The sequence below is a fragment of the Streptomyces longispororuber genome (assembly GCF_024448165.1).
Taxonomy (GTDB): Bacteria; Actinomycetota; Actinomycetes; order Streptomycetales; family Streptomycetaceae; genus Streptomyces; species Streptomyces longispororuber_A.
Genome location: NZ_JAMOLN010000174.1, coordinates 1 through 23,409, shown reverse-complemented (window position 1 = coordinate 23,409; position 23,409 = coordinate 1). Strand labels below are relative to the sequence as shown.

Annotated in this window: 24 protein-coding genes and 1 pseudogene; 11 read left to right on the top strand and 14 right to left on the bottom strand. The window is 69.6% G+C overall.

The window, feature by feature from the left end; translation table 11 throughout:
* Together M4J07_RS35920 and M4J07_RS35915 are read right to left on the bottom strand one after the other, a co-directional pair.
* Window positions 1-1,121 (bottom strand): hypothetical protein (locus M4J07_RS35920; RefSeq protein ID WP_255979117.1); only part of this gene is annotated, 1,121 nt, incomplete at its 3' end.
* A 63-nt stretch (window positions 1,122-1,184) separates the two neighbouring features.
* On the bottom strand, window positions 1,185-2,402 hold the full coding sequence (locus M4J07_RS35915) for an alpha/beta hydrolase family protein (RefSeq protein ID WP_255979115.1): 1,218 nt from the start codon (window positions 2,400-2,402) through the stop codon (window positions 1,185-1,187).
* A gap of 101 nt (window positions 2,403-2,503) precedes the next feature.
* Here M4J07_RS35915 and M4J07_RS35910 point away from each other — a divergent pair, with 101 nt between their 5' ends.
* Together M4J07_RS35910 and M4J07_RS35905 are read left to right on the top strand one after the other, a co-directional pair.
* Complete coding sequence (locus M4J07_RS35910) at window positions 2,504-3,100, top strand: helix-turn-helix domain-containing protein (RefSeq protein WP_374215146.1); 597 nt, start codon at window positions 2,504-2,506, stop codon at window positions 3,098-3,100.
* A 220-nt stretch (window positions 3,101-3,320) separates the two neighbouring features.
* Window positions 3,321-4,208: a winged helix-turn-helix domain-containing protein gene (locus M4J07_RS35905; protein WP_255979113.1), complete on the top strand. Its 888-nt coding sequence runs from the start codon at window positions 3,321-3,323 to the stop codon at window positions 4,206-4,208.
* Between the two features lie 150 nt (window positions 4,209-4,358).
* Here the strand turns inward: M4J07_RS35905 and M4J07_RS35900 are convergent, their stop codons facing one another.
* Window positions 4,359-5,024, bottom strand: a complete 666-nt coding sequence (locus M4J07_RS35900) for a TetR/AcrR family transcriptional regulator (RefSeq protein ID WP_255979111.1) — start codon at window positions 5,022-5,024, stop codon at window positions 4,359-4,361.
* A 145-nt stretch (window positions 5,025-5,169) separates the two neighbouring features.
* Between M4J07_RS35900 and M4J07_RS35895 the strand changes: the two genes are divergently transcribed.
* The 3 genes from M4J07_RS35895 to M4J07_RS35885 are packed head-to-tail and all read left to right on the top strand — an operon-like array spanning window position 5,170 to window position 7,938.
* Entirely contained in the window at window positions 5,170-6,216 is a 1,047-nt protein-coding gene (locus M4J07_RS35895; protein WP_255979119.1) for an ABC transporter permease, read from the top strand.
* The gene (locus M4J07_RS35890; RefSeq protein WP_255979109.1) at window positions 6,213-7,061 is read left to right on the top strand and encodes an ABC transporter ATP-binding protein; all 849 of its coding nucleotides are present in this window, start codon (window positions 6,213-6,215) and stop codon (window positions 7,059-7,061) included. The genes M4J07_RS35895 and M4J07_RS35890 overlap by 4 nt, the downstream gene beginning before the upstream one ends.
* 1 nt (window position 7,062) lies before the next feature.
* Entirely contained in the window at window positions 7,063-7,938 is an 876-nt protein-coding gene (locus M4J07_RS35885; protein WP_255979107.1) for an ABC transporter ATP-binding protein, read from the top strand.
* A 67-nt stretch (window positions 7,939-8,005) separates the two neighbouring features.
* On the opposite strand, the pseudogene M4J07_RS35880 reads toward M4J07_RS35885, so the two are convergent.
* Together M4J07_RS35880 and M4J07_RS35875 are read right to left on the bottom strand one after the other, a co-directional pair.
* A pseudogene (locus M4J07_RS35880) lies at window positions 8,006-9,064 on the bottom strand (protein kinase domain-containing protein); the annotation flags it as partial.
* On the bottom strand, window positions 9,061-9,801 hold the full coding sequence (locus M4J07_RS35875; RefSeq protein ID WP_255979105.1) for an FHA domain-containing protein: 741 nt from the start codon (window positions 9,799-9,801) through the stop codon (window positions 9,061-9,063). The pseudogene M4J07_RS35880 and the gene M4J07_RS35875, both read right to left, overlap by 4 nt.
* Before the next feature lie 471 nt (window positions 9,802-10,272).
* Here M4J07_RS35875 and M4J07_RS35870 point away from each other — a divergent pair, with 471 nt between their 5' ends.
* The 4 genes from M4J07_RS35870 (at window position 10,273) to M4J07_RS35855 (ending at window position 13,524) form a co-directional block, all read left to right on the top strand.
* On the top strand, window positions 10,273-10,425 hold the full coding sequence (locus tag M4J07_RS35870; protein WP_255979103.1) for a DUF6417 family protein: 153 nt from the start codon (window positions 10,273-10,275) through the stop codon (window positions 10,423-10,425).
* Between the two features lie 677 nt (window positions 10,426-11,102).
* Window positions 11,103-11,927, top strand: a complete 825-nt coding sequence (locus tag M4J07_RS35865) for a tetratricopeptide repeat protein (RefSeq protein ID WP_255979101.1) — start codon at window positions 11,103-11,105, stop codon at window positions 11,925-11,927.
* A gap of 459 nt (window positions 11,928-12,386) precedes the next feature.
* Complete coding sequence (locus M4J07_RS35860; RefSeq protein ID WP_255979099.1) at window positions 12,387-12,968, top strand: sugar O-acetyltransferase; 582 nt, start codon at window positions 12,387-12,389, stop codon at window positions 12,966-12,968.
* A 10-nt stretch (window positions 12,969-12,978) separates the two neighbouring features.
* Window positions 12,979-13,524 (top strand): TetR/AcrR family transcriptional regulator, encoded by a 546-nt coding sequence (locus M4J07_RS35855; RefSeq protein WP_255979097.1) that lies wholly within the window; start codon window positions 12,979-12,981, stop codon window positions 13,522-13,524.
* 143 nt (window positions 13,525-13,667) lie between these two features.
* On the opposite strand, the gene M4J07_RS35850 is transcribed toward M4J07_RS35855, so the two are convergent.
* From M4J07_RS35850 to M4J07_RS35830, 4 genes are all read right to left on the bottom strand, one after another.
* Window positions 13,668-13,901, bottom strand: coding sequence for a hypothetical protein (locus M4J07_RS35850; protein WP_255979095.1), 234 nt, complete (start codon window positions 13,899-13,901; stop codon window positions 13,668-13,670).
* 375 nt (window positions 13,902-14,276) lie between these two features.
* Complete coding sequence (locus M4J07_RS35840) at window positions 14,277-15,023, bottom strand: PIG-L family deacetylase (protein ID WP_255979093.1); 747 nt, start codon at window positions 15,021-15,023, stop codon at window positions 14,277-14,279.
* Window positions 15,024-15,247: 224 nt separating this feature from the next.
* Complete coding sequence (locus M4J07_RS35835) at window positions 15,248-16,357, bottom strand: NAD(P)/FAD-dependent oxidoreductase (RefSeq protein WP_255979091.1); 1,110 nt, start codon at window positions 16,355-16,357, stop codon at window positions 15,248-15,250.
* Between the two features lie 202 nt (window positions 16,358-16,559).
* Window positions 16,560-16,862, bottom strand: a complete 303-nt coding sequence (locus tag M4J07_RS35830) for an immunity 53 family protein (protein WP_255979089.1) — start codon at window positions 16,860-16,862, stop codon at window positions 16,560-16,562.
* 274 nt (window positions 16,863-17,136) lie between these two features.
* On the opposite strand from M4J07_RS35830, the gene M4J07_RS35825 reads away from it, so the two are divergent.
* Both M4J07_RS35825 and M4J07_RS35820 read left to right on the top strand, forming a co-directional pair.
* Entirely contained in the window at window positions 17,137-18,123 is a 987-nt protein-coding gene (locus tag M4J07_RS35825) for a phosphotransferase family protein (protein WP_255979087.1), read from the top strand.
* Window positions 18,120-19,484 (top strand): MATE family efflux transporter, encoded by a 1,365-nt coding sequence (locus tag M4J07_RS35820; protein WP_255979085.1) that lies wholly within the window; start codon window positions 18,120-18,122, stop codon window positions 19,482-19,484. The genes M4J07_RS35825 and M4J07_RS35820 overlap by 4 nt, the downstream gene beginning before the upstream one ends.
* Here M4J07_RS35820 and M4J07_RS35815 read toward each other — a convergent pair.
* From M4J07_RS35815 to M4J07_RS35795, 5 genes are all read right to left on the bottom strand, one after another.
* Window positions 19,465-20,085, bottom strand: coding sequence for a TetR/AcrR family transcriptional regulator (locus tag M4J07_RS35815; RefSeq protein ID WP_255979083.1), 621 nt, complete (start codon window positions 20,083-20,085; stop codon window positions 19,465-19,467). The genes M4J07_RS35820 and M4J07_RS35815 overlap by 20 nt on opposite strands.
* Before the next feature lie 72 nt (window positions 20,086-20,157).
* Window positions 20,158-20,787 (bottom strand): RNA 2',3'-cyclic phosphodiesterase, encoded by a 630-nt coding sequence (thpR, locus tag M4J07_RS35810; RefSeq protein ID WP_255979081.1) that lies wholly within the window; start codon window positions 20,785-20,787, stop codon window positions 20,158-20,160.
* 216 nt (window positions 20,788-21,003) lie between these two features.
* A complete protein-coding gene (locus M4J07_RS35805; RefSeq protein ID WP_255979079.1) occupies window positions 21,004-21,294 on the bottom strand; it encodes a DUF1330 domain-containing protein in 291 nt (96 codons plus the stop codon).
* Between the two features lie 119 nt (window positions 21,295-21,413).
* Window positions 21,414-22,016: a TetR/AcrR family transcriptional regulator gene (locus tag M4J07_RS35800; protein WP_255979077.1), complete on the bottom strand. Its 603-nt coding sequence runs from the start codon at window positions 22,014-22,016 to the stop codon at window positions 21,414-21,416.
* Window positions 21,967-23,409 (bottom strand): MFS transporter (locus M4J07_RS35795; RefSeq protein ID WP_255979075.1); only part of this gene is annotated, 1,443 nt, incomplete at its 5' end. The genes M4J07_RS35795 and M4J07_RS35800, both read right to left, overlap by 50 nt.

The window sequence follows — 23,409 nt, the reverse complement described above, 5'->3', positions numbered from 1 at the left end:
ACCGGCTTGCGGCTGCCTCCGTTCGCCTCGGCCGTCAGCTCGGCGCTGACGGACAGCGGTCCGGTCGGCGCTCCCTCGGCGACGGCGAGGGTGAAGGCGGTGGTCGAGGTGCCGGAGGGGTTCAGGACCGTGCCCTTGGGGAGCGCGGCCACGAGGGTTCCGGCGGGGCCGGCGGCCAGCGGGATCCGCCGCCCCGCCACGGTCAGCGTCACCTGGTCGGCACGGAGCCCGGCGGGACCCTTGAGCGTGAGGGCCGTGCCGGTGTCCGGGCAGGCGGGGCCGTCGGCCGGATTCGTGTACGTCACGGAGCCGTTGACCGGCGGGCCTCCTGCGGTGACCCGGTCAACGACCTTCACCGCCGCCGTGGCCCGTCCTTCGACGGCGAAGTTGTAGGTGGTGCCGGCCACTGTGATGCCGTCCACGTAGGTGTCGAGCGTGGCGGTGTCCGAGCCCAGTCGGCCCACCCGGGCGATGACGCCGAGGGCACCGTCCCCGGGATCGGTGCATGCGGCGGCGAAGGTCGCCAGTGTCGCGTCGCCCTGGGCGGGAATGCCGGCCACGGCCCGCGACGTCCGCCACGACGACGTTCCGTCCGGGGCGCAGGCCTGCCAGGTGTCCGGGACGACGCCGGTCCTGCCCGCGGTGTCGGTGTTGCGGCCCGGTTCGAAGCTGAGCGTGGTGAACGCCCCGCCGCACACCATGGGGAACTGGAGGTTGGCGCTGGTGTTCGCGGCGGTGGATCCGGCCGAGTCCTGGTACGCCGAGTAGGAGATGCCCGAGGCCAGGAGCGAGGTGAGGGTGATCGGGGCGGGGAACGGGTGGGCGGCCTTGGAGGTCTCGCCGCCCCCGATCCCCAGGTGGAGGCTTCCGTCGAGCCACTGCGCGTCGGCGAACGGGGCGACTTCCTGGGTCCCGTCGGGGATTCCGGCGTTCCCCGGGTCGTCCTGGAGCCTGAACCACGGCCCGGAGGGGCCGAGATCCCCCGGATTGACGACCGTTACGTCAGCGGCGGCCGCGGACAGGCAACCGATGCCGCCGACGGACAGCGCGGCGGCGAAGGTGAGGAAGGCGCGCGTCCGTCTCTGACGCCTGCTCGTGGGCAGACCAGTATGTTCAGACACGCGGCACGGGTTATCAGCTTCTTTGTTCTCGACGGCCGCCGGTGATCCGGACACGCGGAGATGTCACGAGGGCAGCCGCACGTCCGTTCGTTCCATCGCTGAGGGGCGAGCCAGCCAGGCCGCGATCTCGTCCACCACTGCGGGGTCCACATGTCCTGGCCGCGCGTACTCGGCCGGGGTGGGTCGGCCAGTGCCGGCAAAGAAGAGATGGTTGGCGTCGTTGTGGATGCGGATCGTCACCTCCGGGCGGTCCCCCAAGGCGCGCTGCCAGGCCGTCAGGTCGTCGGCGACGGTCACTTGGTAGTCCCGCCCGCCTTGAAGGATCAGCATCGGGCAGCGCAGTCGGGCGGCCGTGGCCACGGGGTCGTAGGCGCGCAGGTCGAGCCAGTAGGGAGCGGAGAGCCTGAACGGCAGCAGTGTTGACGGAGTGTCGGGCTCGAGATCCGGGTCCGCCACCGCGGCAGCCTGGCGGACGAGCAGCGACACCATTTCGTCCGCGCTCGGGCCCGGAGCGAGCTCCGCGAGATACCGAGCCACCCGGACGGCCGCCTCGTGCATCGGCTGCGTGTCCGCGGCGAGCATCACCAGACCCGCGATCGACGGGTCGGCGGCGGCGATCCGGGGTGCCACCTTGCCGCCCATGCTGTGACCGGCCAGGTATATCTGACCCGGGGCCACCTCGGGTTGCTGTCGCAGCAATTGGACGGCAGCGAGGGCATGGGGCAGGTACTCGTCGGCCATGGTGTGGTCCGACGGAAGCCGGTCCGGGTGCGCGAAGGTCACCTTGTCGAAGCGCAGCACGGCCACCCCCTGGGACGCGAGCCCCCACGCGAGGTCTTTGAGCGGCTTGTTCGGGCCACTGCTCTCGTCCCGGTCGAACGCACCGCCACCGCTGAGCAGCACCACGGCCGGCCACGGTCCGCAGCCCACGGGCAGGGTGAGTGTGCCGGAGACCGCAAGCTCCCCGCTGCCGAGCAGGACGGTCCGCTCGGTGAACCGGTCGGCATCCGCGTAGTGCGGCGGTTGCCACTCGGCGCCGCCGTGGGCATCGAGGCGCAACCCCTGCAGCAGACCGTCGTCACCTACCGATGTGACCACGATGAATCCGCCGTCGGCGCAGGTCACTGGTATGCGCACGCGGACCGGGTCGGTCTCGCCGGGCTCGGCCACCGGTTCTTCGATCGTCGTGATGCCACCGTGCCCGCCACTCTCGGTGGTCCATGCGAGCCGTAGTTGTTCGGCAGAGACCGCGGCCCGCAACGGGGGAGCGAACAGTCCCACGGCTTCGCCGAACCGCTCCGCCTGCAGCAGCGCGGCGAAGCGCCGTGCCGCCTCCAGTGCCCCACCCTCATTCATTCTCATACTTGAGAAAGGTAGCAGTCATGAGAAGGTTGAGCATGGACTTCCTGGACCTGCTCGCTCACCCCATCCGGTTGCGGATCGTGCACGCGATGGGCGGTGGAAGGCTGCTGACGACGTCTCAGCTGTGTGCACGCATCCCAGAAGCCTCCAAGGCCACCGTCTACCGGCACATCGATCTGCTGGCGGACGCCGGGATCCTTGAGGTGGCCGAAGAGCGCAGGGTGCGCGGCGCGGTGCAACGGCACTACCGGCTGCGGCAGGACCGGGCCGTGATCGGCCCTGACGTGGCCCGCACCCTCACTCCCGAGGATCACCGGCGAGCCTTCGCCACCGCGATGACCGCGCTGCTGGCCGAGTTCAGCGCCTATCTCGACCGGGACGGCGCTGATCCCGTGGCCGACCAGGTCGGATACCGCCAGCACGCACTCTGGCTCAGCCCCGCCGAGCTGGAGGAGCTGATCGGCGGACTGCGTGCGGCCATTGCGCCGAAACTCGCCAACGAGCCGAGTCCCGAGCGCAGCCAGTACCTGCTCAGCCCCATCCACTTCCCCGTGGAAGGCCCTCAGTTGATCCCTGAACGACCGGCGTGGGAAGGCGAGCAGGAGACGGACACCTGATCGGCCGGATGACTGCCCGGACTGGATCCGGGCCGGCGTCGACTCCATCACACGCCGGGTCCATCTGCACGCCGCCGCAGGTGCAAGAGATGGACACGGAGGTGCGACGTCAGCTCGCCGTCGAGGTAGGCGGCGCCGTCCAAGGCCGCGGCAGCCACACCTTGCCCGGACTTCGCGTCGTCGGCCTCCCCGTCTGGTAGTTGGCCGGTACGTTGGCTGTGTGGCGAGCGGTCAGAGTGGGAGCGGCGGCAGGGAGGTCTTCCGTGTCGTCGAGGAGCTGCGCAGCCGGATCTCCGGGGGTGTCTATCCGGTCGACTCGCTGCTGCCGGCCCAGCGCCGGCTCGCCACCGAGTTCTCCGTGTCGCGGGACACCGTGCAGAGGGCGCTGGAGCAGCTCAAGGCGGAGGGCTGGATCGAGGCGCGGCAGGGCAGCGGTACAGCGGTGGTACAGCGGGTCTTGAAGGAGCAGCAGGTCCAGTCGTACACCGCGAAGGCGGCGGTGGAGGGTCGGGTGTCGCTGCGGGCGTTCTTCGACGAGGCGTTCTCGGGCCCCGAGGTCGTGCTCGATGTCTACACGCTGACGTCGGAATCCCTGGACACACAGGTGAAGGGACAGATCGAGCGGATCAGGTCCGGGGAGGTGGCCCCCCGGCGTATCTCGATCCGGATGCTGCTTCCCTCGGCGTCACTCGATCTGCCGTATCCCAGGGCTTTGGATGATCCGGGCGGCGACCTGACCGCGCAGCTCAAGCAGCGGCTCCTCGACATCACACACCGACACAGCGAGTCCATACGCACCGAGCTGCTGCAACTGCGGGCGGAGGAGCTGGTCGAGCAGGCCGACATCCTGATCCGCTACGTGGATCTCACGCCGACGTTCAAGCTCTACCTGATCAATGACACGCAGGCGCTGCACGGGCCGTACGAAGTGATCGAGCGGCCGATCGTGCTGGGCGACGAGGCGGTGCCTTCGCTGGACGTCCTGGGCCTCGGCGCGACGCTCACGCACTACGTCGTGGACCCGGGGCATCCGGACGCACGCGGTTCGGTGTTCGTGGAGTCCTGGCAGACGTGGTTCGAGTCGGTGTGGACGACACTGGCGCGCTGAATCGGTCGTTGCTCGAACGCGAGGCCCAGAAGGCGCCTCCAACGCTGGCCAAGTGGATGGGCGCTATCTCTGGTGTGGTGTCGGGTCCCCGGATGCGTACCAGGGTGAACGCCGGACCTTGCCAGGCGCCGGGCGGTTGGAGCGGCGGCTTCAGCGTCGTGCCGGCTGGTGAGCGGGGTGAGGCAGAGGGCCCGTCAGATAGTGCTGCACAACCGGGGCCATGCAGGCGACGAGGTGGTCGAGGTCGGCCTTGGCGAGAGGGGCGACGCCGAGGATGTAGCGGCCCATGACGAGGCCGATGAGGTGGCTGACGACCAGGGAGACGCGCAGGTGGGGCTGGTCACGGCCGGAGGCGGCCACGAGCGGGCCGACCATCTGGACGGAGAAGAACTGGCCGAGTGCGTCGGCAGCGTCCTGGTCGGAGACGACTGAGCGGATCATGGCGGCGAGCGGGTGGCGGGAGATGGGGTCCTGCCAGACCCGCAGGAAGGCCCGGACGAGTTGCTCGCCGAGGTCGTCCGGATCGTCGCGGATGAGGGCGGCGACCTGTTCGCGCAGGTCGAAGGGGAGGCGCAGAGTGGCGGCGAACAGATCGCGCTTGCTCCCGAAGTAGTGCAGGACCAGAGCCGGATTGACGTCGGCCTCGGCGGCGATGGCGCGCACGGTGGTGGTGGCGTAGGTGCCCTGGGCGAAGTGGAGGCGGGCCGCATCCAGGATCCGGTCGCGGGTGACGGTGTCGCCGGCACGTCGGCCGGCAGGACGGCCGCGGCGCCGGGCAGCCGGCTGGGGTCGAGGTGAGGAAGGCGATTCGTTCACCGTCTCAGCCTAATTTATTAAACGCTCGTTGCATTGATTCGTACGGGGCTCCTACGGTGATCGCGCCTCGTACACACAGCTGCGAGAGCGATGCGTACGCCCGCATGCGGGCCGGTCAGTAAGGCGGTGGGGCCCCGTGTGGGCAATGATCCTCAAGGAGTTCCTGGAGCTGCGGCGGGACCGCCGCACGATGGCGATGATCATCGCGTTGCCGCTCCTGCTGCTGGTGGTGTTCGGCTACGCGGCCAACTTCACCGTCGACGACGTGCCCACCCGGGTCTACGGCCCCAACGCCCAGGCCGTCGCGGGCAAGCTGCACACGCCCTTCGACGTGAAGAAGGTCGATCCGGCAGGTACCGAGGAGCAGGCGCGCGACGTGCTGCGCTCGCAGGATGCGGGTGCGGTCGTGGTGGCCCCGTCGTCAGGACCGGCGACCGTGTTCATCGACGGCTCGAACCTCTTTTCGGCCCAGTCCGTGACGGCGGCCTCGAAGGCGAGCGGCGGGGTGCTTCAGCCGGAGGTCCTGTTCAACCCTGAGCTGAAGACGTCGTGGACGATGGTGCCCGCACTGGTCGGCATGATCATGGCGTTCATCGGCACGATCATCACCGCGATCGGACTGGTGCGCGAGCGGCAGGCCGGAACGCTGGAGCAGTTGGCGGTGATGCCGTTCAAGGCGACCGACGTCATCGTCGGCAAGATCGCCCCGTACTTCGTGCTGGCCGCCTTCGACATGGTCCTGGTGACCGTACTGGGCTGTCTGCTGTTCGGGGTTCCCTTCGCCGGCAGCTTCCTGGTCCTGGCCCTCGGCGCCGCGCTGTTCCTGTTCTGCGTGCTCGGCATCGGCGTGCTGATCTCGTCGGTGTCGCAGAACCAGGGCCAGGCGATGCAGATGGCGCTGCTCACGCTCATGCCACAGATGCTGCTGTCCGGGATGATCTTCCCGCTGTCGGCGATGGCGGCCGGGGTGCGCTGGATCGGCTACCTCTTCCCGCTGACCTACTTCAACATGGTGTCCAACGGCGTCATGTTGCGCGACGCACCGATCAGCTCGCTGGCGTTGCCGCTCGGCCTGCTGGCCGGGATGGCGGTGCTCGTGTTCAGCTTCGCCGTCCTGCGGTTCCGCCGTGACCTCGCCCCCACGGCCCCCAAGGCCGCCCGCGATGCCGTTGCTGCGGGGGGAACGCGATGACCACCATCGCACACGCCGACGCCCACACCTGGGGTGCTTTCGACATCACGGTGGCGTTCGGTGTCACCGTGGCGCTCCAGCACGTCAGCCTCACCGCCGAGCGCGGACAGGTCGCCGCGCTCGTCGGCGGTGACGGCGCGGGCAAGACCACGCTGCTGCGCACGCTGGTCGGCAGGATCCGCCCGCAGTCCGGCACCGTCACCACGCCGCCCACCCGAGCGTGCGGCTTCATGCCCACCGGCGCCTCCGGTGTGTGGCAGGACCTGACCGTCAACGAGAACATCGCCTTCGCCGCGGCGGCCCACCACATCACCGGCGCCGCTCTCGAGCAGCGTCGCCGTGCCCTTCTCTCCGCAGCCGGCCTGGACCACGCGGCCGACCGACTGGCCGGTGCCCTGTCCGGAGGCATGCGGCAGAAGCTCGCCTTCTGCCTGGCCATCCTTCACCAGCCGTCCCTGCTCGTCCTGGACGAGCCCAGCACCGGCGTCGACCCGGTCAGCCGTGTCGACCTGTGGCGTCTGGTCTCCCGGGCCGCCGCCGACGGCGCCGCAGTCGTCATGGCCACCACCTACCTGGACGAGGCCGAACGTGCCTCCACCTGCCTGGTCCTGGACAGCGGCCGGACGCTCACCAGCGGGGCGCCCGCCGACATCCTCGACAACACGCCCGGCACCCTGACCACCGCGGTCGCCCCCACCGGACCACGTGAACTGTCCTGGAGACGAGGCCGGCAGACGCGCTCCTGGCACGCAGGCAGCCCCCGCCCCGGCGAGCGGGCGATGGCCGCCGACATGGAAGACGCGGTGATCGCCTATACCCTCGCCGACCAGCAGCAGGAGCACTGACATGAGCGAACGAGCGCCCCTGATCCGCGCCGACCGGGTCACCAAGCGGTACGGGTCCTTCACCGCGGTCGACACCGTCTCCCTCGACGTGTTCCCCGGTGAGATCGTCGGTCTGCTCGGCGCCAACGGAGCCGGAAAGACCACGCTGATCAAGAATCTCCTGGGCCTGACCGTCCCCACCGAAGGCGCCGTCATCGCCTTCGGTCGGCTGCCCGATCGCGCCACCCGCGGACGCCTGGGCTACGTCCCCCAGGGGCTCGGCCTGTGGCCGACCCTGACGGTCGCCGAGAACATCTCCTTCGCGTCGGCCGCCTTCCAGGCCGAAACCCCCACGCTGGAACCGGCCCTGGCCGCCGTCCAGGACCGGCTCGTCGGCGAGATCGGCCTGGGCCTGCAACGCCAACTCGCCTTCACCATCGCCCTCGCCCACCACCCCGAACTCCTCGTCCTGGACGAGCCGACCTCCGGCGTGGAACCCCTGGCCCGCGCACGACTGTGGGACACCGTCCACGACCAGGCCGACCAGGGCGTCGGCGTCCTGGTCACCACGCACTACATGCAAGAGGCCCAGCAGTGCGACCGCCTCGTGCTGATGTCCCACGGCAAAGCCGTCGCAGCAGGCAGTGAACGCGACATCATCGGCAACACCACCGCCTGCGAAGTCGACACTCCTCACTGGGCAGCCGCCTTCGCCGCCCTCGACGAGGCAGGACTTCCGGTCACCCTCAACGGCCGCCGGGTCCGCCTCGCCGACACACCGTCCGACACCATCACCCGCGTTCTCCATGGCGCGCACATCACCGCCGACGTACGCGAAGTCCCCGCCACCCTCGAGGAGAAGATGACCGTCATCGACCGCGCGGCAACTCCGGCCTGATCTGACGGCTTGTGCAGCCTTCCGTATGGCCGCAGCCGGAGTAGGCGCCCCTGCGCACCGCCGACTACTTGCAGGTGGGCGGTGCTGTGGCGGCCGGCACCTCGTCCTGCAAGGAGTACGACACGGTCGTCGCGCCCAGCACGGCCGCCACCAGCGCCCCGGCCAGCACCGGCCCCTGCCACCGACGAGGCCGCAGCCTCGGCAGCCGGGCCGAGTGAGAAACGCCCGCGGCCGAGTCCACTCGGCGCAGCAGGGTGGCGGTGTCCGCGGTGCGGGCGACGCGCTGCTCGTGCGTGGGAGCCAGGCAGTCCTTCACGATCTCCCGCCAGACGTCCGGGAGTTCGGGGGAGAGCCGCAGCTGCTCGGTGCCGCGGGCGTAGCGCGTGGCCACGTCGCAGCGGGCCTCGGTGGTGCCCCCGGGTAACGGAAACGTACCCGTCAGGACGACGTGGGTGAGGATGCCGAAGGCCCAGACGTCGGCGGAGGGGCGGATGCGCGTGCCCCGCTCGTCGATCTCGGGCCAGATCAGCTCGGGAGGGGTGTAGTCGCGGGTGGCGAAGGCGGGCGCGTAGGCGTGGGTGCCCTCCAGTTCCGCGGCAGTGTTGAAGTCCGCGAGCCGGGCTGATCCGTCCTTCATCAGCAAGACGTTGGCCGGTTTGAGGTCCCCGTGCACCCAGCCCGCGTGGTGCAGCTGGTGCAGGCCCTCGCAGATGCCGGCCAGCAGCGCGGGCCCCGCCTCCGGCTTCGGCGCGTGCTCCAGCACCATGTCCAGGGAGCCTTCGGCCCGTTCCAGTACGAGGACGGTGGCGCCGTCGAGTTCCGGTTGCGCCGGATCGTCGAGCGTCAGGGTGTCGTACAGCTGGATCAGCCTGGGCGCACGCACCTTGCGCAGCAACTCCACTTCGCGTTCGGCCAGTTCACGCAGGTGCCGCAGCTGGCGCGGGGTGCGGGTGCCGGTCGGCAGGATCTTAAGCGCCGCCCTGCCGGGCACGCCCGGACCTCTGTCGCCGGTGTGCCGGGCCGCGTAGACGGTGGCGAACCCACCGGATGCGAGGTGCCGGCGAACCTCCCAGGGGCCGACGCGGTAGCCCTTCGGGACAAGGACGGCGCCTGACCCTCCTGTCATCGGGCTTCCTCGCTCGAAGCCGGGGAGAGCACCACGAGGTCGTCCTCGCGGACGAGGTCGAACCGGAGGGCCAGGGAGACCAGTGACTCCTTGCGTCCGTTGAAGCGCCGGCCCGGCTCCGCCGTGTCCGGGTCGGACCGCAGCCGCAGTTTGAGGGAGAGGTAGTCGATGTTCCAGTAAACGGCGGAGCGACTCACCGACTGCCAGGTGGGACGCAGGCGCTCCACGAGCTGCGCGATGCCGGACAGCGGTGCGTGCGGCTCGCCGCGCAGCCGGGGTTCGCACAGGGCGGCCAGGACCGCGAAGTAGCGCTTCGTGCGGTCGAGGACGAACGCCGGTGCGGTGACGGTTCCGGCGAGCCCGGTACGGCTCACACTGCGGAAGGCGTGACGTGGTGCCCATACGTCGAAGGCGAGCAGGTCGCCCGCAGCTGGCAGGACGACGCGCGAGAACTCGAACGGCACGGGGGCGTCCAGCCGCCCCGGCGGGACCTTGACGTGTTCCCCCGCGCCCTCCGGATTCTCCACCACGTAGGTCTGGTGCTCACTGTGGTTGCTCAGCAGCCAGAACGTCCGGTGCGCGGTGATCTCGCCGGCGAACCGAGGCACCCCTTCGTGCGCGATGACGAGACCGTCCCGCGGCGTGGCCCTGCCGAACGGGACCTTCTCACCCGCGGCGATCGTGATCTGCCTGTCCGCACTGCCGCACGACGGCGGCACGACAATGACGCTGTACACGTGGCGTCGTCCCCCTCCTCCGGTGCCCCGGAGGGATCACCCGGCGTCTCGGCCGGGGTCGGTCTGCTATCAGCTGTAGGTCGGTCGTCCCCACCTTGGTCACACGCAGTTGCGAGGCGGCGAGCTCTGCGAACCACGCATACCTGTGGATCTGCGTGCCACGCGCCTCCCGTGACGCGTTGTATCGAGCATCGCTGACGCGAGCACGCTCAGCCACCGCCTTCGGCCCTGCCTGAAAAGAGCAGGTCAACAGCAGGGAATTGAACGCTCCGCATGCGCTTCAGTGACTCGAAGCCGGGCCGCGCCTCGACTTGCGTTGGAAGGTCGGGTCAGGTCAGGTTGGGTCGGGTCAGTTCTGGTGCGTCCATGCGGGTACTCATCCGCATCTTCGTGGACCCGTGAACGGGCAGTCGTCGTTACCCGGGCATGGATGCACAGACCCGTCACCTGATCCCTGCCCAAGATGCCGCTGTGGCTCGCCGCCTGGAGCTGCTCACCCTCGAGGAGGCACACGACCTGCTGCGCCTGCTCCAGTTGATCGCAGAGGAGGGGCCGGACGAACTGAGCGAGGAAGCGGGCTGGTTCGCCCAGGAAATCGTCGCGCGGATTCCGGCCGAGGAGTAGCGGGCGCCGGGGCGTTGGACGAGGCGCGTGAGTCGATGTGCTGCGCCACGGGGGAGCAGCACGATGACCATCGGGTGAGGACGGTTCGATCCTGATTGGCGCCTCCAGCGTGTCGCAGGTGCCGACTGTGCCTGCGACACGCTGGTGAGGGCACGCTGTCGACGGCGGCGTACAGCAATACCGGCGTCACGTGTCTGTGGCAGAAGGTGCTCGAGTCGGAGGGCTACACCCTGGACTCCGGACCGGATGGGAAGTTCGGCGCCGAGACCAAGGCCGCGACCCGGCGCCTCCAGGTGCGTTGGGGTCTGGCCGACGACTACGCGAGCGCGGACGGCAAGGTGGGTCCGGTCACGTTCGGCAAGGCGGACGTGGGAAACCGGGACAGGCGAGACCCGCACGCTGAAGTACGACGGGAAGCTCTACTCGTTCTGGCTCTACCGCTCTTCCAACGGCTTGTACCTCTGGAAGAACGCTGCGGACTCCCGGGAGTACGCGGCCTACAGCGGCAACCCATGGCGCTGATCTGCAGAACCAGGAGCCTGACGAACTCGACACTGCACGGCGAGCGGGGCTGGCCAACCCCTGTTGACCGGTGAACACGAGGACTGACAGGGGCCGCCCACCGGCAACCCGCCCCCTCACCGAACTGCATGCGCAGTATCCGTATGCTCCCGGCCATGAAACTCTTCCGGTCGCGCAGCCGAGACGACGGCACACGGATGACAAGAACCCCGGTGGCTGAGGCCAAGGCCCTTTACGAGGCCGGGCGTTACGCCGAAGCGGAGGCCGAGGCGCGCGCCGTGGCCCGGTCGCGGTCACGCGATGACGAGTACGGGGCTGTGGCGCTCTTCATCGCCGCGATCGCGACGGGCGCGCAGGGCCGGCACGCCGAGTCGATCGTCACCTACGACGAAGCGATGCCGGCCTTCCGGCGGGCGTTCGGAGCCAATCACTGGCTGACCATGAAGCTGCGCTCGGACCGCGCCCAGCAGTTGGCCTCGATGGGACGGTACGCCGAGTGCGAAGCAGAGTGCGTGGCCGTCGCCGAGGCCGCGAGCCGCGGTGCCGGCCCGGACATGGCGAACCTGACGGCGGCCGCCCGCAACGGACTGATATTCGCCCTCAATGCGCAGGGCCGCCACCAGGAGGCCGAAACCCTGGCCCGGGAGGCGCTGGCCGCCCATCGCGCGCCCGACCGGACGTCCCTTGTCCTACGGCTCGGCCTGGCCCGCAGCCTCAACGGCCAAGCCCGCCACGAGGACGCTCTGGCTGAGGCGCAGGGAGCCGACGAGCTGTACCGAGCCCTGCCCGAAAGCCAGCGTCATCCGGACAAGGGCGCGGTCGAACTTGCGCACGCCACAGCCCTGTTGGGGCTGCACCGTGCTCCCGAGGCCCGCCGCCAGGCCGCGGCCGCGCACCACGCCTGCCTGACCTCGTTCGGCCCGGAACACAGCCGAACCGTCGAGGCCCAAACGCTGCTCGACCGCATCGACGGCAGCTGACCGTAGGCATCGCTGTGGGGCCTGGGCCGGCCAAGGGTGTTCCTGTAACCGCTCGTCACGAAGCTGGCCAGGGGTGCGGACACTGCGTAGCTGCTGAGTTCGCGGTGACTGTATCGTCCGGTCTCCCGACCCGCCGTACCGGCGGCCGCGTCAAGTGCGCGATGCAAGATGGCCAGCCGACCAGCAACGACGATCTTGTGGCGCCCCACCGGCCTGCCCTGGACAGCTCTGTTCACCTGGCTGAGCCAGCGGCAGTTCAGGAAGACGTGGAAGATCGTCCGCGACTGCCGTCTCAAGGCGCTGGCGTCCACCACGCCATGCTCGGTATCGCACGGATGCTCAACCTCGCCCTCGCCGGATAGCCCACCAAGCCGTGCAGCAGTCCACGCAGTCCACCTCGCCTGAGGTCACTCAACTCCCGAGTGTACGTTCGTACGCTCGATGGGTAAGGTGACGCCCATGCCGACGGACTACTTTGCGCAGGACTCGCGCACCAACCTCGAGCGCATGCTCGCCGGGGAGCTCTACATCGCCGATGATCCGCAGATCGCGGAGCGGCAGCAGCGGGCCGTACGCCTGGCCGCCCGCTACCAGGCCGCGTACGTCGAGGACGCGCACGCTGCCGAGCCGGTGCTGGCCGAACTGCTGGGGTTCGTCGGCGATGAAGTGCACGTAAGGCCGCCCCTCAACGTCGACTACGGCAGCAACATCACCATCGGCGCGCGCACGTTCGTGAACTACAACCTGACCGCTCTCGACGTCGCCGCGATCGTCATCGGTGAGGACTGCCAGATCGGGCCGAACGTTCAGCTGCTCACTCCCACGCACCCGCTGGAGCCGCAACCGCGGCGCGACAAGCTGGAGGCCGCGCAGCCCATCACCATCGGCGACAATGTCTGGCTCGGTGGCGGTGTCATCGTCTGTCCCGGCGTGACGATCGGGGACAACAGCGTGATCGGCGCGGGGGCGGTGGTCACCAAGGATGTACCCGCGAACGTCGTCGCCGTGGGCAACCCCGCCCGGCCCATCCGCACACTCTGAGGTACAGCACATGAGCACCGGACACACCGACCCACAACGCCGCGAACGCATCCTTGCCGCGACCCTCGACCACATCGCGGAAGAAGGTGTGGCCGGCGTCTCCCACCGCAAGATCGCCACGCGTGCCGGTGTTCCCCTTGGCTCGATGACGTACCACTTCAGCGGCAAGGACGACCTGCTCCGCGAAGCCTTCACCGACTTCGCCGATCAGATCGTGACCGTCTTCGAGGAGTACCTGAGCCGGGCCGAGACCCTTGAGCAGGCCCGAGAGGCCGTGACCGACCTGGTGCACACCCTGTCCGAAGGGCCTCGGCGCGACCTGGTTCTGGCGCAGGAGCTCTATACCCTCGCCGCCCGGCGACCGGAGTACCAGGAACTGACCCAGGCGTGGATGCGCCGCAGCCGCCAGCTGCTGGAACGGCACTTCGACCCGGACACCACCCGCCAGCTCGACGCCCTCATCGAGGGACTCACGCTGCACCGAGCTCTGGACAACGGCGCTCCGCACAGCCGCGCACTGACCGCCGAAGCGGTCAGGCGCATCACCACCGCCTGACGGCGGCCACCGAACAGCCCGTGGGGCGCACCCTGACCCGCGCCCCACGGGCCTCTGTGTATTTCTGGGGTAGTGACCGGCAGGACCGGCTCGGCCGGCCTGGGGTGATCCCACGACCCCAAAGATCACCTCGCTGGGACTTCTCAGAGCCCGCGGAGCGCCTCGTACAGGTCTCCGTAGGCGGTCCAGCAGTCGACACTGCCGTCGTCGTACAGGCTGCCCATGTACCAGTCGTCGTCATCGGCTGACTTCACAAGGCACAGGCCGTGGAACCCGAGGACGATCTCTGGACGCAGGATCTCGTGGGCTCCAGGGCCGGCCACCCACTTCACCGTCCGATCGGTGTCCAGGACGACAGCCTCTTGATCCCCGGACACGTCACGGATCCTCTGAAGGGTCCACTGCGAGGGCAGGTGAGTGGTCGTCACTCCCAGATGGTCTCATCGCTGAGCGCCATGGCTTGAGGCGCATACAGGAAGTGTGTTGGGTGCCTGGTGGTGACCTCCCCGGTGTCAATGGACAGTCGGAGATCAAGAGGCCTTGGACCGCCCCTGAGTTCCGTGGCCGGGGCGTTGCCTCGGCCCAGCTCAACGCCGCGCTCGCTCTTGCGAACGGCTCGGCTTCACCATCACCCGGTCGTGGGACGAGCGGAACCCAGGGTGAGGCTACGTGCCGTCGGCTCAGCACCCGGCCTCTTTCCCCAACCCACTACATCCCCCATTCCCATCCCGTCCGCCGTCGACCCGCACGCCTCACGTCACGGCTGTATACCGCTCAACGTGCCACCCGACGGCGTCGTACACAGCACGCAGCAGCAATCCGTCGCCACGCCCTGGATGGGTCGCGACAAGCTCACCGAGCGGCAGTGTGCCCAGCCCCGGGGTGTAGTGATCAAGGGCGGCGCGGCGGATTGCCCCCGCTCGAGGCGGCGCCTCGAAGAGGGCGCGCTTCACTGGCGTGAGCCCGGTCATGCGCCCGGACCCCACAGTGACCCCGGGCAGAACTCCCGCCAACAGCACATGCCCCAGGGCGATGTCGTCGGGCAGCAGATAGGAAGCGAACACCGGACTGTGGCACGCACGGGCGGCGCTCACCACCGCGTGATGGATGAGGATGTGGTCCGGATGACCCGTCAGGCCATTGCTTGCCACCGTGAGGACGATGTCCGGCCTGACGTCCCGGATATGAGACGCAATCGCGTCGGCAAGGTCGCCGGGATTCGCCGATGTCAATGAACCACGAGTCCGGCGTGAACCGGTGTCGATCCAGCGGCCCTCGTCGATCCAGTCCCACGAGTCTGCGCCCAGCGTCGCGCATGACGCGGCGAGACGAGGTGCCCGGCGTCGCCGCGCTTCCTCCGTTGACATGCTTCCGGATCCAGGTTCGGCGGCTTCCCCACCGGACGCGATCCTCAGCACGACCCGCGCGCCGCACTCGCTGAAGGCCGCTATGGCGACGCCGTGGGCATACACCTCGTCATCAGGGTGCGCAGTCACCACGAGAACGGTGTCTCCCCGCCCCACGCGAGGCTTCGACTGCCACATCACTTTGTGCACCCACCCTTCTTCGCCGGTGCGCGCTGGGTAGCCGGTTGGCGTACGCCACGCTCGCAGGTCTGCACATCCTCGACTTGCGCAGCGGTTCTTCGGCTCTCCCCAGCTCCTGTCCAGTCTGCAGACGACGGCGGACGGAATGTCAGGCGCACAGCGCCCGCGTCGCCCCGTCAGGCGGCGAACCGCTCGGGGTGGAAGTCCGTAAGCAGCCTGTCTCTCTCCCCGCTGAGGATCTCCGATGCCAGTAGGCGGCCGATTACCGGCCCGAGCGTGATGCCGCTGTGGGAGACCGCTTCGTAGTAGCCCGGTACGGACGACCACGCTCCCACCGAAGGGAATCCGTCGGCTGGGATCGGTCGGTTGGCCACGCGTGTCTGTGTGATGTGACCGTTGCCCAGATCCGGAACGACCTGCCGCGCCAATTCGTGGAGCAACCTTGCCAGTTCCGAGGGCTCTTCGCCGGTGTCGATGAGCGCGTCGATCTCGCGGCTGTGGAGGACCACCGAGGAGTTCCCGTCAGGACGGATCTCGACGTGCGGAGCGTGCATGGCCCGGCGAACCGGGACCTGGGCGCAGCCGATCCGCGTCACGACGCCGGGTTCCCGGCGCATCGGCAGGTGCCGCGCAACGAGCCCGGCCACGTCGGCGGCGTCGGGGCCCGCCGCGTTCACGACGATGTCGGCTGCGAGGCGGCTGCCGTCGGACAGGGCGACCGACCGGACGCTCCCGTCGGCACCGGTGCTGATGTCCCGGACCGTGGTGCCGAACCGGTGCTCGGCGCCGGCTGCGACGGCCTCGCTCACCAGGCGGCTGACGAGATGACGTCCGTGCACCCAGGCTTCGTCGGGGTAGAACAGGACAGGAATGTCGTCGGGCAGCGTGAGCGCAGGTTCGAGACGGCGACGCACCTCGGCTCCCGTGCTCACCTCGACCGCGTAGTTCCAGCTGGTCAAGAGCTCCGCCGTCTGGAGGAGCCTTCTCTCTGCCGCGGGGTCGGCTGCCCACCGCAGGTGGCCGTCGGGATACCACCAGGAGTCCGGCCCGATGGTCCTGGCGAGCTCGCGGTGTGCCTCCATGCCCGCGACGTTCAGGTCGAAGTAGGACTTGCTCGCCGTCTTGTTGCTCGCATTGGCCCAGGAGAAGGACCAGTTGGTGACTCCTTCGCCTGGCCGGCCCGCGTCGACGAGGACCACGTCGACACCGCTCCGGGACAGGTTCCAGCCCACGCTGGCTCCGAGGACGCCCACTCCGACGACGACAGCAACGCGTTGAGGCTTCACGAACGCCTCCTTCCCCTTCCAGATCGCAGCAACCCGCCACGCACATCGCCGCTGCAGGGCGCGTATCTGCCGGCAGCGGCCGATCGGTAGTCGGTAGACCCGTCGCCGTCCGGCCCGCTCCGGCTGCCCCAGGGAGGGAACGGGTGCCGCGGTCGCGGTACTTCGCTGCTGTATGCGGCCATGCGGCCATGCGGCCATGCGGCTACGCGTCTTCGGCCCATACGCGGAACACGGTGAGGACCTCGGTGAGGTTGCCCGGTCCGCACGAGGCATGGAAGCGCCGTTCCTGAACGCGGGTGAAGAGCCAGTCGGTTCTGCTGCGCCGAACGCTCTGCGCCGCGTAGCTCCTGTCTTCGAGCGAGGTGTCCTCAAGGTCGATGGCAACCGTCCATCCCGGATTGTCGAGCGGTCCGATCTCGATGCCCCAGGAGTGCTCCCAATCACCGTCGCACTGCTCGGCGTACCAGCGTTGCAGCCAGTCGAAGGTGTGCTCGGTGTCGTTCACGGCCGAGATCCTAGGCGCCGTACTTGGGCGGGGGCGAGCGCTTTGATGGTGCGTGGAGCCAGTTCCGGCGGGCCGTGGGCGTGCGGCACGAGGGCGGGCGACGGTGCCCACACCCCCGGCATGTACGAACGTACACTTCCCGTGGTAAGAATTTAGACCACGTGGTAAGTATTTCTGCCGAGCGTCCCGGACCCGTCCCGGGACGCCGACCTCGTACGGGGACCCCACACCCGTCGGCGGCGCCGCGAACACGCCATCATCGAAGGGACAGGGTGTGGAGAGCATCACCAAGAACCGGCAGTCGGTCTCCGTGCTGCGCGCCATGATCGAGCGCGCCTACGGAGCCGGACAGGTCCCCGCCGGGGACGGATGGGCGAGCGAACTGGGGCACGGCTGGTTCAACGTCGCCTACCGCATCAGGCTGCGCGACGGCGCCGACGTCGTCCTGAAGATCGCCCCGCCCCCGCACGTGGAGGTGATGACGTACGAGCGCGGCGCCATGTCGATCGAACTGGCCACGCTGGACCTGCTGCGCACGCGGACCTCCGTGCCGGTGCCCGCTGTCGACTTCGCCGACCGCAGCCACGATCTGTGCGACGCCGACTACTTCTTCATGCCGTACATCGACGCGGACAACCTCGGCATCGTCGCCGAGTCGCTGCCCGCGGCCGACCGCAACGCCTACATGGAGCAGCTCGGCGCCGCCAACCGGGAGATCAACTCCATTCGCGGCGACGGCTTCGGCCCGCTGGCCGGACCCCGCGACCCGAGCTGGCGGCGGGTGTTCACCGGCATCGTCGAGGACGTCCTGGTCGACGGCGAACGCCGCGGTGTCGACATCGGCTGGGACTACGACACCGTCCGCTCGGTCGTCGCCGCCCACGCCGACAGTCTCGACGAAGTGACCGAACCGCGCCTGGTCGAGTGGGACCTGTGGGACAGCAACGTCATGGTCCGCGACGGCAAGATCGCCTGCATCATCGACCACGAACGGGCCCTCTACGGCGATCCGTTGATCGAGGCCGGCTTCACCGGTACCCAGATAGCCGCCTTCGGTGATCCGGCCCCCTTCATGCGCGGCTACGGTCAGGCCGAGCTGACCAAGGCCCAGCAGGTTCGCCGCCGCCTGTACTGCCTCCACCTGCTGCTGATCATGGTCATCGAGACCGTGTACCGCGGCCACACCGACACCAAGCAGTACGACTGGGCCCGCCCCCACCTCGACGAGGCGATGGCGCTGCTCGGCCGCACCCGCCGGTGACGCGCCAGCACGTCGCCCCCGCCGCAACCGCCGACCACACCTCCCGGCTCGGCACCGAGCCGGTGGGCCGGCTGCTGTGGCGGGCCTGTACGCAGACCACGGCCGCCGTCGGCGTCTACGGCATCTACGCCCTGACCAACGCCTGGTTCGTCGGTCACGGCGTGGGCGACACGGCGATGGCCGCGGTCAACCTGGTCGCCCCGCTGCTGCTGTTGCTCGGCGCGGTGTCGACGACCGTCGGCGCGGGCGGCGCCTCGCTGATCTCCCGTGCCCTGGGCACGGGAGACCGGCAGGCCGCCGCCCGCGCCGCGGGCAACTCCTTCACCCTGTTCTGGGCCTGCGCCACCGCGACCACCGTGCTCGGCCTGGCCTTCCTTGATCCGCTGCTCGCCGTCTTGGGCGCCCACGGCGAACTCCGTGACAGCGCACGTCCCTACGCCGTGGTTCTGCTGTGCGGCGCGCTGGTGTCCACCGGCTTCTCCAGCCTGGTGCGCGCCGAGGGCAGGATGGGCTACTCGACCCTGCTGTGGCTGGTGCCCGTCGCCGTCCAGATCACCCTCGATCCGCTGCTGATCTTCGGCTTCGACATGGGTGTACGCGGCGCGGCCCTCGGCACCGTCGGCGGCCAGGCCGTCTCCGCGGCGATGAGCTTGTGGTTCTTCTTCGCCCAGCGCCACCGCCCGTACCGCATCACTCTGGGGGACCTGCGGCCGCACGGGCCGACGCTGCGTGCCCTGCTGGGCATCGGCCTGCCCTCGTTCCTGGCCGGCACGGGCGTCACGCTCCTGGCCGTCCTCGTCAACGCCACCCTCGCGGCCACCGGATCAGCCACCGCCCTGGCCGCCTACGCCGTCTGTGCGCGATTGCAGACGTTCGTGATGATGCCGCACACCGGCATCAGTCAGGGCCTGCAGCCCATCGTCGGCTACAACAGCGGCCGCGGCCTCGACCACCGCGCCCGGCACGCCCGCAACCTCGCCCTGCGCGCCTCCCTGCTGTACGGGCTGCTCACCGCCACGACCCTCGCCCTCCTCGCCGAGCCGCTGGCGCGGCTGTTCCTGAGCGACCCCGACACGGTCACCACCGCCGGGCAGGCACTGCGCGTCATCGCCGTCGGCATGACAGCCGCCGGAATCGGACCCCTCGTAGCGGCCTACGCCCAGGCCCTGGGCCGTCCGGCCCCCGCATACCTGATATCCATCGGCGCCCTCCTCCTGATCAAAGTCCCGCTCATCGCGACCCTCGGCCAGCGGGGCACCGGCGGAGTGTGGGTAGCGCTGGCGACGGGTGAACTGGCCACCGCAGCTGTGGCGTTGATGCTGCTGCGGCGTCTGCGCGATGCTACGCCGAAGGCTCCCTGAGAAGCTGCTGGACATAGGCACGCAAGATCCCGGCCATGCCCACCTCGCCGGGACTGGTCAGCCACTGCACCTGCAACCCGTCCATCAACGCCACGAAGGCCACCGCGGCGGCCTCGGCGTCCACGCTCTCCCGCAACGCCCCCTGTGCGTCCAGTTCCTGGAGCGCATGCAGCACGTACTCGCGCGTCTTCGTGTAGTGCGCCTGGAAGTACGCGTGCGCGGGATGGTCCTCGGCGATGGCTTCGGCCGCCAACCGCACGTACAGGTCGACCATTCCGTGACGCCGGGCATTGTGATCGGCCAGATCGACCAGATGCTGCACCGCCGCAAGAGGCGAGGAGTCGAAGGGCCTGACCTTCGCGCTGTCCTCCTCGTCCCGCCGCTCCAGCACAGCCGTCAACAGCGCCTCACGGTCGGGAAAGTAGTAGAGGAGCCCTACGTGACTGATCCCGGCCCGCTTCGCGATCTCCCGCAGCGAAGCACCGTGGTAGCCGACGTCCGCGTACACCGCGGCCGCCGCCGACACGATCAGCTCACGACGCGCCCGCCCCTTCGCGTACCCACCGGGATTTCCGGGCGCCTTGGCTTTACCAGCAGACATGCCCCCATCATCGCAGTCGCGATCAATCGGCCCGGCACCGTTGGTACGGCGTCGTCGCCGGGCCCAGCCGACCTAGCGCTCGTGCACAGCAGCCTGTGGCGGCTTCGGACCGGGATGACCGTGCCCAGTGGCCAGAGGCCATGCGTCGACGTCCTGGTAGCGCCGCGGACCTGAGTGGCCTCTTACTGTGCTGGCGACGAGGTGGAGGCGTCGGGCTTGCCAAGGGCGTCCGGTGAAGCCGTCGAGGGTGGCGGCCGCCGCTTTGATGGACGCGTTGTCGTTGCGGCGAGCGCGGGCGAGGGTGAGGTGGGGACGCAGCGGACGTTCGGCGAAGGCGACGTCGCAGTCCCTGACTCTGGCCCGTACTGCTTCGGCCAGCTCGTGCAGTTGGTCGAGGTCGCCCTCGATGCCGCTCCACAGCACTCGCTCGTCGAAGTGTCCGCCACCGAGCAGCGCCAGTTCGGGGGAGTGGTGGGCCGCCGCCAGGTCGGCGAGGGGTGAACGAAGCCGCTGGACGGTCTGCACCGGTAGCTCGCCGAGGAAGGCGAGGGTGATGTGCCAGTCCTCGATGCGGTTCCAGCGCAGGTCGGGGTGGGCGGCGTAGGCAGGGCTCAGTGCGTGCGCCAGCTCCTGCTTCGCGTCGTCGGGCGGGGCAAGGGCGACAAACGCGTGCTGGGTGGCGGTCTGGGGTGGCTCGTTCACGGACGTCTTCATACCTCATGCGGCCGTGGGGCCGAAGGCGGAGGGTGCCGCCCGTCGCGGCGGCCGGGCAGGGCCGACCCTCCCCGGCGGTCGGTCCGTGCGTCCGGTTCAGGCGTCCGGTTCGCGGTCGTACGCGACGTAGGCCAAGACCTCGGGTGTGGGGCGGCCCGGTGGAAGATCGTGGAGGATCACCTCCACCGGGCGGTCCGCTGACGCCTAGAGGCCTTCGACGATGCGGAAGTCGCGTTCGACGGCATCGGACAGAACGAGTAGTGCCTTCTGATAGGCCTCACTGGCGTGAGCTGCGACGGCCTGTTCGAAGCTGTCGAACTCGATCAGGACGGTGCGCTCGGCGATACCGGCGTCGTGGGCGACCGTCCGCCCGCCGCGGACAAGCACCCGGCCGCCTCCGGCCTCGACGGCCGGACGGGCCAGCTCGTTGTAGGCAGCCAGCTTCTGGGGGTCGGAGATGTTGCGGTAGGCGCTGACCCAGTAGCCCTTGGCCATGAGAGTCTCCTGTGTTCGGTAAGTGCACGTGCGGTCGTGCACGTCTGACGTCGGATCGACTGCTGCGAGCGTGTGCACCCGGTGGAGGATCGCCGGGGGATTCAGGGAACGTTTCCTGGTCAGCGGCCCGTCGTAGCCTCGCCGCTGAGCAGGGGTTGCAGGAGTGGGACGTAGAGGTCGGCGACTTCGTCGGGGGGCAGTCGGGTGAGCTGGTCGGCTTGGACGGTTGCGTACAGGGCCCCGAGGCCGAGCAGCACCCCGATGGCCAGCTCCGCACGGAGTGGGGCGTCCGGCCCGGGGATGCGGGCGGCGAGGGCGTCGATGACCTGCGTGCGGAAGTTGGCCCGGGCCTGCCCGCCGAGTTCCAGGTGGTGACGGGAGAAGGCGATGCGCAGGATCGGGTCGCGGGTCTGGCCGTGCTGGGTGGCGAGCAGGTGCAGGACCATGTGCCGGGCGAGGCCGTCCAAGGGGGCGTCGAACAGGGCGGTGGCGTCGGCGTCGAAGGTGAACACCTGGTTGAACAGGTGCTCCTTGCTGCCGAAGTACTTCATCACCAGCGCCGGGCTGACGCCCGCGTCATCGGCGATGGCGGCGATGGTCGTGTCGGCGTAGGCGTGGCGGGCGAACGCGCGCCGGGCGGCGGCGAGGATCTCCGCACGCCGGGCGTCGGCGTCACGTGGTCGTGCCGCCCGGTCCGGTGCCGCTTCGGGTGTCGGCGACACCGGTGCCGGGTCCGGCCGGCTCCTGGCCGTCGTTCGCGGGCGGCCGCTGCGGGGGGAGGCGGAGCTCGGGCCGGGCATCGTGGTCAGCCTCCTGAAGGGGGGACGGCGTGGGGCGCGGCCGGCGTGGGATGAGGCGGGCGGCCGCACAGGCCAGCAGCGCGACCGCCCCCGCCGTGGCGAAGGCCACGCGGTACCCGCCCAGGGTAGGGGCCGCCACGGCCACGCCCGACCCGCCGTCGAACACGCGGGTGTGCTGGGCCAGCACAGTGGCGACCGCCGCACTGCACAGGGCCTGTCCGATGGTGCGCATGAGGACGTTCAGGCCGTTCGCCGCGGCGGTCTGCTCCAGCGGCACAGCCTGCATGATCAGCATCGGCAGCGCGGAGTAGGCGAGCGCCGTACCGACCGACACCACGGCCGCACCCGCGATGATCGCCCACAGCTGCCGGCTGTCGGCGAAGCGCAGTCCGTACCCGGCCGCGATGACCAACGTGCCAAGAGTCAGCGTGGCCTTGGCGCCACGGGCGGCGGACAGGCGGGCGGACAAGGAAGCGCACAGCACCATGATCACACCGCTGGGCAGCAGACAGACACCCGCTGCCACCACCGAGAGACCCAGACCGTACCCGGTGACCCGGGGCGTCTGGATCAGCTGCGCGGTGACGAGGGAGTTGGTGTAGAAGGCGAACCCGGCGAACAGTGCGGCCACATGCGGCAGGAGAACCGCCGGACGTATCGCAAGTCGCACGTCCACCAGCGGCCGCGACACCCGGCGCTGCTGGACGGTCCAGCCCGCCAGGATCAGCAGCGCCGCCCCCGACAGGCCCAGCACCCGCCGACTGCCCCACCCCCATTCACCCGCCTTGGACAACGCCAGCAGCAGAAGCACCAGCCCAGCGCTCAGCCCGCACGCCCCGACCAGGTCGAACCGCCCCGGCGACCGAACAGGCTCCTCTATTAGCACCCGCCACGCCAGGGCGAGCACCGCCGTCGAGAGCACGGTTATCGCCCAGAACATCGCATGCCAGTCCGCGAACTGCACCAGCAGCGCGGCCAGCGGCAGACCGAGGGCAGCACCGATCCCCACCGTCGAACTCATCAGCGCCACCGACGCACCCGTCCGGTGCGCCGGCAGCACGCCCCGCAGGAAACTGATCGACAACGGCACCACCGCAGCTCCCACCCCCTGCAGCCCACGCCCCGCCAGAAGCCAGGGGAGGGTGGAGGCGAACGAGCACACCAGCGACCCGACGGCGAGCGCACCGAGCGCGACCAACAGCATCCGCCGCTTGCCGTACATGTCCCCGGCCCGCCCCAGCAACGGCGTCGCGACCGCCCCGGTCAGCAGCGTGAGCGTGACCACCCACCCCACATCGACCGGCGCCGCGCCGGT

What these genes read in the sequence shown, in the direction of transcription:
- M4J07_RS35910 (WP_374215146.1), top strand. Translation starts at nt 2,504, where the DNA reads ATGAGAAGGTTGAGCATGGACTTCCTGGACCTGCTCGCTCACCCCATC.
- M4J07_RS35895 (WP_255979119.1), top strand. Translation starts at nt 5,170, where the DNA reads ATGATCCTCAAGGAGTTCCTGGAGCTGCGGCGGGACCGCCGCACGATG.
- M4J07_RS35890 (WP_255979109.1), top strand. Translation starts at nt 6,213, where the DNA reads ATGACCACCATCGCACACGCCGACGCCCACACCTGGGGTGCTTTCGAC.
- M4J07_RS35885 (WP_255979107.1), top strand. Translation starts at nt 7,063, where the DNA reads ATGAGCGAACGAGCGCCCCTGATCCGCGCCGACCGGGTCACCAAGCGG.
- M4J07_RS35865 (WP_255979101.1), top strand. Translation starts at nt 11,103, where the DNA reads ATGAAACTCTTCCGGTCGCGCAGCCGAGACGACGGCACACGGATGACA.
- M4J07_RS35860 (WP_255979099.1), top strand. Translation starts at nt 12,387, where the DNA reads ATGCCGACGGACTACTTTGCGCAGGACTCGCGCACCAACCTCGAGCGC.
- M4J07_RS35855 (WP_255979097.1), top strand. Translation starts at nt 12,979, where the DNA reads ATGAGCACCGGACACACCGACCCACAACGCCGCGAACGCATCCTTGCC.
- M4J07_RS35815 (WP_255979083.1), bottom strand. Translation starts at nt 20,085, where the DNA reads ATGTCTGCTGGTAAAGCCAAGGCGCCCGGAAATCCCGGTGGGTACGCG.
- M4J07_RS35805 (WP_255979079.1), bottom strand. Translation starts at nt 21,294, where the DNA reads ATGGCCAAGGGCTACTGGGTCAGCGCCTACCGCAACATCTCCGACCCC.